Genomic DNA, 11756 nt, shown 5'->3' on the forward strand with positions numbered 1-11756 from the left:
AATTAAAAATGAATACAAAAAAAATACTATTAGCCTTACTTGTTGTTGGTGCAACGTTTTCGGCCTGTAAAAAGGATAATAATAATGAAGCCACAAATTTAAAACCTACTGCAGAAAATATAGAAATAGGTACTGCAAATAATAAAAGTGCTTTACGGGGCAGAGATTTTCACTTTAATGCGGATGTACTTGCCGTTACAAAAATTAGCGATGTACGTGTAAATATCAAGCAAAAAAGTGGCGAAACGTATACCGCAAGCTGGAAGTTTGAATTGGTTTGGGACGAATATAAGGGGGCAAAAAATACCAATGTCCATAAGCACTTTACCATCCCAGGTGATGCGCCTGAAGGCAAGTATGATTTCTTTTTTACCGTAACGGATGAAAATGGAAGTAAGCTTGAATTAAAGGAAACTTTAACCATTACCGACCCGGCTAACATGCCTGTTGATCCTAAAATTGGGCGTGATTTTGTTTCTAGAAACGGAACATTAATTTATTATACTGATACTTATGTAGAGAAGGAACTTATTTTTAAAAAAGGTGATGAATTAAGTTTACATGCTCAAATTAGTGAAATTAAGGGCGATGGTATTCTTTACTCGGTTTTAATCAAAAGGAAAAGTAATTACTTCCCAGAAAGTGTTGATAAACTAGATTTAAGTAAGGCTATTGTAGTTACAAAAGTAGAACATAAAGGGCTTTCTGCAGCATCAAAAATAGCTACGTTAAAACAAATAAATGGTGTTTATGGCGGCGAATCTATTGTAGTTGGCGCTGCAAATGATAACAATGAACCATCGGCGAACGCCATTACTGGAGAAAAAGCGTGGGAATCGGGCCAATATAACTGGGTTATTATTTATAAAAATACCAGCTACAACATGAATGTATTTAAATCAATACCGATTACAATTGATTATAAATAAATAGAATTAGAATATGCCACAGAAATGCAGAAATAAAGGGAATACAATTTAATTCCTTATTAATCTGTGTTTCTGTGGCTAATTTTTTATTAGAAAATAAGTCGGTAAGGTCAGTCCAGTTTTAAATAAAGCGTTTGAAATTTAAGAACATATAATCCTTGCCATTTACGAAAAACTGCGGGTATTATCTTCAACTGAAGTTTAGTTATTACGGAAAGTATGTTTTAATGAGTGCTACTTTTTTAAATCACTTATTTATTTGATGGAGCTACAAAAGTGGGTTTTAAATCAGCATCATGAAAATCAATTTCCATAAATAATGGGCGCTTCTTTTCTATATAATTTTCTATAAACCATAATATATCCTTTATATTATTCGTCATCGGTAAACCAGCAATTTCATGTCCCATACCTTCAACATACTCAAAGTAATAAGGATATTGATGTTTTTTAAAGATTTTTGCTAGCGAAGCTGAACTAAATAAGCCCCTGTTAAAAAGTCTGATTTTTTTGTAAGGTACCACACGATCAATAGTACCATGGTACATCATGGTTGGTGCAGGTGCAATTTTATAATCGGGTTTACCGCTATAGCTCATAATGGCGCCCGCAAAAGCAATAACACCTTTAAATTGGAAGCCAGAGTTAAGTTTTTTACTCATTGCTGTGCTGTTTCGCATGTTCCAATCTGCGTGCAAAACTGTTATACCGCCAGAGCTTGAGCCAGAAAGAATAATTTTTGAAGTATCAACACCCAGCTTTTGCGAATTTTCTATTACATAATTTGTTGCATCAAAAAGATCCGTGACAGCGGTATCAATGGCATCCTTTAGCGGACGGGTATTTAATGCCGTAGGATATTTTTTTCCTTTAAGCTCTAAACGGTAATCAATAGAAATTACCTTAAAATTGTTCTCCGCTAATGTGTTAAAATAAGTTTGATACAGTTTATCATCTCGACGGCCCATTAAAAAGGCACCACCAAAAACAAATATTATTGTTGGCTTAGGTGCCGATAAAAGCCCAGTATAATATACATCCATTTTAAGGTTGCTGGTATCTTTTTGGGCATAAGTAAATGTTTCCCGATGGGTATTCTTATTAAGCTTTATTTGACTGTACGCTGTGGTTACAAAAAACAATGAAGCAATTAATAAGGTGTAAATGATTAGATTACTGCGCTTATTCATAAGTTTTAATTAGGTAAACTAAAGATAGCTTATTTTACATTTACTTGGCTTGCATTGATGTAAACCCATGCTTTTTTGCCAGATTTAAGCTCAACAAGTATCCGTTTATAATTATCAACTTCATAATCATCTGCCTGCTGCAATTCGGTAGTGGTAACTTTTAGTAAAACACCTTTTACAATATCGGCAGCATTATTTGTTTGGCTAATAATAGGATGTTGAGCAAGGCCACTTGATGCAATGACCTTTTTATCTACTATTTCAATCATCGAAAGTTTAAAGCCGATCAATTCATCAGGTTGGGCATCCAATAATCTACCAAAAGTATCTTTCTGAACAGATTCCTGCTGCAAAGTTCCGTATGAAAATAAATTCTCAAATTGTTCTGTGTTCATTTCTGTTCTAAAATAAATACGTTTTAATCCATTGCCGGCATTCCCATTGCTTGCCATTCTTCTTTAGTAGGACCATAAATGCCTGCTACTGGTAGGCCTAGCATGCGCATAATAACCGTCATTTGTCCACGGTGGTGTGTTTGATGTACCAGTAAAACATGCAAAATTTTGCCCTTTTCCCAATCCTCGCCATACATAGGCACAAGGTTTTCCAGGGCAGAATCCGTCCACTTTAAGTTTACATTGCGGCATAATAATTCTGAATTATTTTTATAGGCTTCAATAATCTCTTCCATAGAATCTGGAATGGGTAAACCTTCTAAACTATCATCAGCAAAAATACCAGCACGCTTTCCCATTTCTGTTATGGTTTGGGTTAAATGCCAGCTTAAACGACCTAAGCTTCTAACATGTTCATTAATAATTGTATTCTTAGCTTCATTTGTGATGAGACTAAAAATATTGAGCGTCATTTCTTCTTCACTTTTCCAGTTTTCAAGGAAATCATTTATACTGCGATACATGGTTATATATGTTTTGTTCTGCAAAATGCAAATAATGGGATAGGTGCGCAAGTTTTATTGCTTCAAATTTTATCCTTTTAACATACATCATTTTTTATGTGTTATTATTTCCGTTTTTATGCCTGCTATCCAGTTACTTAAAATTTGTAGCTATATCCAACCCTGAAAACCTGCGTTTCATAATAATCTGTACTGTTTAATTTGAAACCGTTTCCAGTAATTTCCTTTTTAACTTGTAAAGTGTTCAATAAATCCGTTCCATTTAAAAACAGTTCTCCCTTTCCATTTTGGATTTGCCTTTTAATACCCATATCAGTTGAAAACCGCGAACTTACTTTACCTTGCGGAATAATATCAGGCGCTAAATAGGTTGCAGAAAACTGAAAGTTAGTTTTTCCAGAAAGCTTAAATAGTCCATTAAACTTTGCATTTCCTGATACAATAGATTCTTTTGGCAAAGAATAAGATGTGGGCACAGGGTATTGATTTACAATTGTAAATGCATTAATACTATTTTGATAAAGAGAGGCGCTAATATTTAAAGAAAACCATGGTGCCAATTGTTGTTGTAAAAGTAACTCAGCACCAGTGTTAGAACTTCGCCCTGCATTTTGAAAAATATTATAAATAATGGTATTGCCTGGTACTACAGTTGCAATGCGGGTAATTGTACCATTTGTAATTTTATGAAAAGCAGCTGAATATAAATAGCCGTTATTCCAATTGTATTTATAGCCAAGTTCTATTGTATGGGTAAATTGCGGCTTTAAAGTTGGGTTTCCTACTTTTAATAATTCAGGCTCATCATATTTAGGAAATATACGGATATCAACTTCATTTGGCCTATCAACCCTTTGGTTATAAAATAAACTAATTTTATTGTAATCATTTAATTTGTAGGCGAAGCGAAGATTAGGAAAGGGTCTGAAATAATCGTAGCCATCACTTTTATAGGTGTTGTGGTTTGGATTTACCTTATAATTAATTTTGGCATATTCCATTCTTAATCCGGCTTCTATTTCTAATTTCTTATCCTCATAAATGTAATTGCCGTAAATTGCGGGTATATTCTCCATATAATTGGCCCAGCCGCCAGCATTTATATCAATAGGAGAATTAATGCCTGGGAAAAATTGCATATCAGTAGGAATAGAGCGATTTCTGTATTTAAGTCCGCCCTCAAATTTCCCATGTTTAAGGGGCAAAACATAATCTAAGGTAACATCTGCTACGTGTTCATCTGAAAGTAACTTAAAAGAATCTTCGCCAGTATAAGTGGGCATAATATTGGTAAAAAAATACTTTTCATCCTCTCTGTGCCAGGTATAATTAAAGCCTGCATTAAGAGTGTGCCCCGGCTCAGTAAATTTATGTTGGTAAATAGCAGAACCTGTAGCCGTGTATTTAACTTCATCTTCCAAAAATTGCCATAATCTATTGCGGATAGTTAAGTTTTGATTAAAATATGGTATTTCTCCTTTGTCAATAATCTTTTCGCGATTAATGAAAGCCGAAAGGGTAAAACTATTACGATCATTTGGATTGTAATCAAAACCAGTTTTAACCGTTGAAAATGTTGTTGTTCGGTTTCGTTTTACCTGCTGGTTAATAATGGTTCCATCGTTATAAGTACGTTGCGCAAATTCATTTTTATTAAGCGTTTGGGTATATAAATAATCGGCCTGAAGAAAAGTATTTAGCTTGTTTTTTCTATAATTTAATGAAAGTGACGGATTAAGTTTTGGCGTTGCCTGATATTGCGGACTAACACCAGGTAAGTTTTCTTTGTTAACCCATAATGCGCCCAAACCTGTACTAATACCTATTTTGCCATTAAAGCCTTCTTGTTTATTCTTTTTATATATGATATTAATGATTCCGGCATTACCATTTGCATCATATTTGGAAGATGGATTATTGATGATTTCAATCCTTTCTATTGCTGATGCCGGGATATTATCTAGTCCGGTTTGACTTCCAAAACCAGTAATTGCATTTTGTTTTCCATCAATTAATACGGCAACTTTATCATTTCCTCTAAGTTGTACTTTTCCATCCTGCACGGTAAGGCCAGGCAAATTTTGCATCGCTTGTAAAACAGAACCTCCCAATTGACTTGTATTTTTACTTAAATCGTAAGTTTTTTTATCCAGAATTGAAGAAATACCTTCATTATATGTGCCTTTAATGTTTACGGTTTCTAGGGTTTTGGCATCTTCAAAAAGTTCGAATGTACCCAAATTTAAGAATTGACTTAATGAGCCAATATTAATCTCTTTTGTAATTGTTTGATAACCCATTATGCTGATCTGGAGATTGTAATCGCCCGTTTTTAGATCTTTAAAAGTAAAACGTCCATCATCATCGCTAATCGTTCCAGATATAAATTTATCATCGCCTTTACTTTTAAGCACAAGATTTGTAAAAGGAAGTGTGTTTTTACTTTTTGCATCTTTTACTTGACCAGAAACTGTAGTTAGTTTTTCCTGTGCATAAACGTCATCAGCCAGCAGGAATATTGAAAAGCAAAATAGCCTTAACATTCTCCTATAATTTTTCATTTTCTATAAAATTTTTTAATGTTTGATGAAGCCGTTTTGATTCAAATTCGAGATAGAATCTTTATAGGTTTCATAATTGTAATAAGTTTTCCGAGTGAAAGTTAGAAGGCAAATCTGAAGAGAATCTGAACCTAATATAAATTGTAATTGCACTGTTTTTTAATTTCTTAACATAGCAGTGCATCAAAGGGTAATTGCGTAATGTACAATTAACACTTTGCTTATGATATGGTGTTGTAACATAAACATTACGGTAACTTAACCCCTTTACTTTCGTGCAGCTAATCATTAAAGAATGCTCATGAAAAAAAACTTACTTATCCTAAAGATGTGTTTAGTTCTTATGCTCGTTATAGCATCCCTAACCACATTTGCACAAAAGATCCAATATAAAGGGATCGTAAAAGACGAAACCCAGAGCATATTGCCTGGTGTTAGTGTTGTTATTAAAGGCACCAAAATTGGTACGGCAACACAAGCTGATGGTACTTTCGTTATCTCAGCAGAAAAAGGACAAACATTGGTGGTATCATCAATTGGCTTCGTAGCGCAACAAATTATTTTAACAGGCGAAACAAGCTTATCTATTTTGCTTAAAAATGATGCTAATTTATTAACCGATGTAGTGGTTACTGCATTAGGAATTAGAAAAGAAGCTAAAAAAATTGGTTACTCTACACAAGAGGTTAAAGGTTCAGAACTTGTAAAAGCTCGTGATCCTAATGCAATTAACTCACTAGTTGGTAAGGTTGCAGGTTTAACTGTTGGTGGTAATGCCGAAATGTTGGGCAGACCACAGTTGGTTTTAAGAGGAAGTACCGATTTACTTTTTGTAGTGGATGGTGTACCTGTTAACTCTGATACCTGGAATATTAGTGCGGATGACATTGAAACCTATACCGTATTAAAAGGTCCAAATGCGGCTGCATTATATGGATCGAGAGGACAAAATGGAGCCATTTTGGTAACCACTAAAAAAGGAACAAAAGATGGACGTGGCTTTACTGTTGATGTAAATAGTAGTACTATGTTAGAAAGTGGTTTTGTTGCTCTGCCCGAAACACAAACTCAATATGGTTATGGTAACGATTATAAATATGCGTACGGTAACGATTTGTATGATTTAGATGGTAACTACAGAAGAACTAATATTTGGGGGCCAAAATTTGATGGTCAGGGAGTAGCGCAATATAATAGCCCACTGGATGCAAATGGAAAACGTACTTTAACCCCATGGTTGGCTAAAGGAGCTAATAATTTCGAAAACTTTATGGAAACGGGAATTCTTTCTACTAATAACGTTTCTGTTGGTGCATCAGGAGAAAAATACGATTTAAGAGCTTCCATTACACATACCTATCAAAAAGGAATGTCGCCAAATACAAAGTTAAATATTGATAATTTTGCTTTGTCTGGTGGATATAAGTTTAATGATAAGTTAAAATTTGAAGGTAGTTTAAACTTCAACTCACAATACACACCAAATATTCCTGACGTGTCTTATGGGCCAAATAGTTATGTATATCAGTTTAAGGTATATGGATCTGCCAATTGGGATATAAATGAAGTAAAAGATTATTGGGGTGGCGATCGTGGACGTAAAGACTTAGTACAAAACTTTGTTGAATACGGCAGACATAACAATCCATATTTTACAGCAAATGAGTGGTTACATAGTCATAATAAAACCGATATAAATGGCTATGCTAAATTAAGCTATAAGGTTGATGAACATTTAAACTTTTTAGCTCGAACACAAATTACCACCTGGAATCAGTTACGTACAGAGAAAGTGCCACCATCTACCAATTTAAATCAGTATGTAAATGATTATTACTTTAATAAAACTGGTGGTATTTATAATATCTGGTATGGCGATTACCGCGAAGATCAACGTAGATTAATGGAACATAACCATGATGTGTTAGCTAACTATACTAATAAAGTTGGCGATTGGTTAGATATTGGCGCATCAGTAGGGGGTAACTTACGTACGTTTGAATACCGCTCTAACTGGGAAACTACTTTTGCATTGAATATTCCTAATGTTTACAATTTTGCCAACTCAAAAGGTCAAATTAAAGGTTATACTTTTGGATCAAGAATGCAGGTTTATAGTGGTTATTACTCTGTAGATTTGGGGGTTAAAAATTGGTTAAACATTAATACAACAGGTCGTGTAGATGATCTTTCTACTTTGCCAAAAGGTTATAGTACATTCTTTTATCCTTCTGTTTCTCTTAGTACTGTAGTTTCAGATTATGCAAAACTTCCTTCCTTTATTTCTTTCTTAAAATTTAGAGGATCATTTGCGGATGTAAAAGGTGGTTTAACTAACCCTACAATTGGCAGTGCTTATAATGCTTTAACAGGTAATAGTACAGGCTCTTTACTCGGTGGCGGTACATATGGTGGTTACGGTACAGAGTTAATTTCTTCTTATGATGGACCATCTTATGATAATCAAAACTCATATACTGCAACAACATATTATAATAATACGCCTTCGGTAGATTATTCTAAAAACATTGCGAATCCGAGAATTAAACCATTCAACGTAAAATCATACGAAGCAGGGGTTGATGTTAAATTTTTGAAAAATAGGTTAGGTGCTGAGTTTACCTACTTTACTTCCATAAACGGACCGCTTATTTATCAGCTTGCTGTTGCACCTTCTACCAGTTATGCTTCGCAAAGTGTGAATGCAATTACGTCTCAAAAGAAAGGTTGGGAGTTATCTGTTACAGGTACACCAATTAAAACAGAAAGTGGTTTCTCTTGGGATGTAATGGCAAACGTTTCAACTTACAAAGAAACACTTAAAGAAATTTATAACGGAGTTGATAATTTACCAATTAACGGACACAACTATAAGGTTGGAGAGCGCTTAGATGCTTTTTATGGTCGTGCATATGTACGTGCTCCTGATGGTCAGGTGATTCATGATGCGAGTGGGCTTCCATTGGCTCAACAAGCAGGCATTAACAACAACCAGTTTTTAGGTTATGCAAACCCTGATTTTGTATTCGGTTTTAACAACCGATTTACTTACAAAAATTTAAGTTTTAGTTTCCAGTTTGATGGTCGTTCTGGAGGTAAAATATTTGATTATGTGTATGCCCAAATGATGAACGCCGGAAACGCAATTGAATTAGTTGAAGGACAATATGGCGATGCCCGTTTAAAAGAGTGGCAAAGTACAAATGGTGGTGTAGCTGCAGCAACCGGTGCTATGGTGGGTAATGGCGTAGTAATTACATCAGGCACTCCACATTATACAAATGGAAAAATTGATAACTACGATCAGTTAACTTTTGCTCCAAATACAAAAGCAGTAACGCTTAGAAGTTATATTCAAAATGGTATATATGGTTCGTTTGATGAGCCTTTTATGGTTAATCGCTCTTATCTGAAATTACGTGAAGTAGTAATTGGCTATAGTTTACCTAAAAAATGGTTGGGTAAATCATTTATACGTTCGGCCAGCTTCTCATTAATAGGTCGTAACCTGTTATACTTTGCTGCACGTAAAGATATTGATCTCGATCAGTATGCTTCAGGATTTAACTTAACCAGCAGAAGCTTAGGAGGTAAGCAATCAGATTTGCAAAGTTCTACAGCTCGCCGTTACGGTTTCAATGTTAACATAGGTTTCTAATATTAAAATAATAAACAAGATGAAATCATATATCTTAAAAATAACAACCATCATAATCCTGATTATATCCGTAACTGGATGTCAGAAGGGTGATTTATTATCCAATCCAAACGTAGCAAACGAAAACTCAACTATTCCTGCCGCTTTGTTGCTTAACCACCTTACCTGGAGTTTTTATAAAGGTGGTGGCGTGGTAGATAAGGCTGCTGGCTCAGCAGAAGAAGATCCATTTGGACAGGTAATGCGTTGGAATCAATTTCATACCTCATCAGATTCTTATTACCGCGGACAAAATGCCTATGCATTTAGCAATACTGCCACAGCTTACGATTTACTTAGATATGTAAATAAAATGGAAAGTCAGGCTTCTAAGCAGTATAGCTCGTCAGCAACTATTTACGCTGCCTTGGGTAAATTTTTCAGGGCTTATAGCTTTGTTTGGTTAACACAACGCGTTGGCGATATTCCTATGACAGAAGCTGGAAATCCAGAGATTCTTCAACCAAAATTTGATACCCAACACGATGTGTACAAAAATGTTTTGCAACTATTAGAGGATGCCAATACAAGCATTGCAGCTTTATCTAGTGCTAATGCAGGTAGTTTAGTTGATGGAGATATTTTTGGTCTTACTCAATTACAATGGCAAAAAGTAATTAACACTTACAAATTAAGAATATTAATTTCTTTAAGTAAACGAGCTGATGATAATGCTGATTTAAATATCAAATCTCAGTTTGCGGCCATTATTGCCAATCCTGTTAAATATCCAATTATGGTTGGTAATGGAGATAATCTAAGTTTCAAATTTAATGCTACGGTAAATAAATACATCTATAATCCTGATGAGACTTATAATAAGTTTGGGAGCGTAAGTAAAACGTATTTAAATATCACAACAGCCAATCAGGATCCTAGAACCTTTATTGCAGCAACACCTGCTCCAGCACAATTAGCCGCTGGTAAAACCTTTACAGATTTTAGCGCTTACGTAGGTTCGGATATTTCTTTAACACAAGCAAACTTATCTGCTAATAGCTTGGCAGGAATGTATTCTTATGTAAATTATAAACGTTATTATACATCTTTTGCCGGTCCTGAGCCTTTAATTTTAATAGGTTATCCAGAAATGTGTTTCAACATCGCTGAAGCAATAAATCGTGGCTGGTTAGGCGGTTCAGCATCTGCATGGTATAATAATGGTATTAATGCTTCATTAAGTTTCTATGGTATTGTAAACGGACAAACCTATGATATTGGTGATGTTAATGGCGTTACCTTTGGTAAAATTACGTTCAATGTTACCGATTTCTTAAATAATGCTAACGTAGTTTATAAAGGAGATAATGCAAATGGTTTAACACAAATTTTGCAACAAAAATACGTTGCCTTTTTTGAAAACTCTGGTTGGGAAGCTTTTTACAACTGGAGAAGAACTGGTGTACCCGCTTTTGCAAATAATGGCCCAGGTATTAATCCAGTAGGTAAAATCCCAGTACGCTGGCAATATCCTGTTGATGAGATAAACAACAACAGCGCAAATTACAAAGCTGCAATCCAATCACAATTTGGTGGTAGCGATGATGTAACAAAAGATACTTGGTTAACTAAATAAACATCCTTATTGTTGAAAAAGTAAAGCTATAGTGGAGCAATCCATTATGGCTTTTATAAGTTAAATTAATTATGAAAAAAAATCTTATTCTATTTCTAACCCTTGCTTTAGGTATTGGTACGGCGAGTGCAAGCGTAATAGACACTACCAGAGCTGTGCCAGTAAAAGGCGCTACAAACTTTAGAGATTTAGGTGGTTATGAAACCAAACAAGGTACGCATGTAAAATGGGGCAAAATTTATCGTTCAGGTGAAATTAGTAAGTTAACAGATGCAGATATTAAGTTGCTTAATCAAAAGCACATTAATTTTGTTGTTGATTTTCGTGGAAATGATGAAGTTGCAAAAGCTAAAGACCGCTTACCGCAAGGCGCAGGATATATTCAGCTACCTGCTGGAAGCGAAAACCTGGGCAATTGGATGTTACAACTACCTAAATTAAATTCTGCCGATTCATTAATGGAATCATTTTACAGTCAAACATCACATTTAAAGGCAAAATATCAACCATTCTTCCAGGCTTTATTACAACAACCAGATTCATCAGCCTTACTTTTCCATTGTACAGCCGGAAAAGATAGAACAGGAATAGGTGCCGCCTTACTATTATATGCTTTAGGGGTGCCTGAGCAAACCATTTTAGAAGATTATTTACTAAGCAACGAATATCGTAAAGTAGAGAATGAACAAATGATCCAAAGCTTGGTTAAAATGGGCGTAAAAGAGCAGGTAGCTAGAGATTTGGCAGGTGTAAAACAAGAATATTTAATGGCAACTTATAACGCCATACTATCTCAATATGGTAGCCTTGATAATTTTTTAACTACTGAAATGGGTTTAAGTAACGCCGATTTAGTAAAACTACGCAAACAATACACAAAGTAA

General features: G+C 34.8%; 8 protein-coding genes. 4 read left to right on the forward strand and 4 right to left on the reverse strand.

Annotated elements, in window-relative coordinates; translation table 11 throughout:
* Nucleotides 1–8: 8 nt before the first annotated feature.
* Nucleotides 9–929 (forward strand): DUF4625 domain-containing protein, encoded by a 921-nt coding sequence (locus EHC72_RS04985; RefSeq protein ID WP_131536571.1) that lies wholly within the window; start codon nt 9–11, stop codon nt 927–929.
* A gap of 251 nt (nt 930–1180) precedes the next feature.
* On the opposite strand, the gene EHC72_RS04990 is transcribed toward EHC72_RS04985, so the two are convergent.
* From EHC72_RS04990 to EHC72_RS05005, 4 genes are all read right to left on the reverse strand, one after another.
* Nucleotides 1181–2119: an alpha/beta hydrolase gene (locus EHC72_RS04990; protein ID WP_131536572.1), complete on the reverse strand. Its 939-nt coding sequence runs from the start codon at nt 2117–2119 to the stop codon at nt 1181–1183.
* Between the two features lie 29 nt (nt 2120–2148).
* Complete coding sequence (locus EHC72_RS04995) at nt 2149–2571, reverse strand: gamma-glutamylcyclotransferase family protein (RefSeq protein WP_246029376.1); 423 nt, start codon at nt 2569–2571, stop codon at nt 2149–2151.
* Nucleotides 2538–3038: a DinB family protein gene (locus EHC72_RS05000; RefSeq protein ID WP_131536573.1), complete on the reverse strand. Its 501-nt coding sequence runs from the start codon at nt 3036–3038 to the stop codon at nt 2538–2540. The genes EHC72_RS04995 and EHC72_RS05000 overlap by 34 nt, the downstream gene beginning before the upstream one ends.
* Before the next feature lie 137 nt (nt 3039–3175).
* Nucleotides 3176–5599 (reverse strand): outer membrane beta-barrel family protein, encoded by a 2424-nt coding sequence (locus EHC72_RS05005; protein WP_246029377.1) that lies wholly within the window; start codon nt 5597–5599, stop codon nt 3176–3178.
* A gap of 301 nt (nt 5600–5900) precedes the next feature.
* Here EHC72_RS05005 and EHC72_RS05010 point away from each other — a divergent pair, with 301 nt between their 5' ends.
* The 3 genes from EHC72_RS05010 (at nt 5901) to EHC72_RS05020 (ending at nt 11756) form a co-directional block, all read left to right on the forward strand.
* On the forward strand, nt 5901–9257 hold the full coding sequence (locus EHC72_RS05010) for a SusC/RagA family TonB-linked outer membrane protein (protein ID WP_165585765.1): 3357 nt from the start codon (nt 5901–5903) through the stop codon (nt 9255–9257).
* Nucleotides 9258–9276: 19 nt separating this feature from the next.
* Nucleotides 9277–10872 (forward strand): SusD/RagB family nutrient-binding outer membrane lipoprotein, encoded by a 1596-nt coding sequence (locus tag EHC72_RS05015; RefSeq protein ID WP_131536575.1) that lies wholly within the window; start codon nt 9277–9279, stop codon nt 10870–10872.
* Between the two features lie 71 nt (nt 10873–10943).
* Nucleotides 10944–11756 carry a tyrosine-protein phosphatase gene (locus EHC72_RS05020; RefSeq protein ID WP_131536576.1) on the forward strand — a complete coding sequence of 271 codons (813 nt, stop codon included), beginning with the start codon at nt 10944–10946 and terminating at the stop codon, nt 11754–11756.

It is taken from the genome of Pedobacter nototheniae, from assembly GCF_004335085.1.
Classification (GTDB): Bacteria; Bacteroidota; Bacteroidia; order Sphingobacteriales; family Sphingobacteriaceae; genus Pedobacter; species Pedobacter nototheniae.